Annotated in this window: 1 rRNA gene; it reads right to left on the bottom strand. The window is 53.2% G+C overall.

The annotated features are described in order from the left end of the window. Positions 1-476: ribosomal RNA gene (locus ACTHUR_RS19750) — 23S ribosomal RNA — on the bottom strand; the annotation flags it as partial.

Below are 476 nucleotides of genomic sequence, written 5' to 3'. Positions count from 1 at the left end.
CCCCAGTCAAACTGCCTACCATGCACGGTCCCCGACCCGGATTACGGGTCTGGGTTAGAACCTCAAAGACACCAGGGTGGTATTTCAAGGACGGCTCCACAGAGACTGGCGTCTCTGCTCCAAAGCCTCCCACCTATCCTACACAAGTGACTTCAAAGTCCAATGCAAAGCTACAGTAAAGGTTCACGGGGTCTTTCCGTCTAGCAGCGGGTAGATTGCATCTTCACAACCCCTTCAACTTCGCTGAGTCTCGGGAGGAGACAGTGTGGCCATCGTTACGCCATTCGTGCGGGTCGGAACTTACCCGACAAGGAATTTCGCTACCTTAGGACCGTTATAGTTACGGCCGCCGTTTCCTGGGGCTTCGATCCGATGCTTGCACATCTTCAATTAACCTTCCAGCACCGGGCAGGCGTCACACCCTATACGTCCACTTTCGTGTTAGCAGAGTGCTGTGTTTTTAATAAACAGTCGCA

This window comes from Neisseria sp. P0021.S007 (genome assembly GCF_051956855.1).
This window is presented reverse-complemented; position numbering and strand designations above follow the sequence as displayed.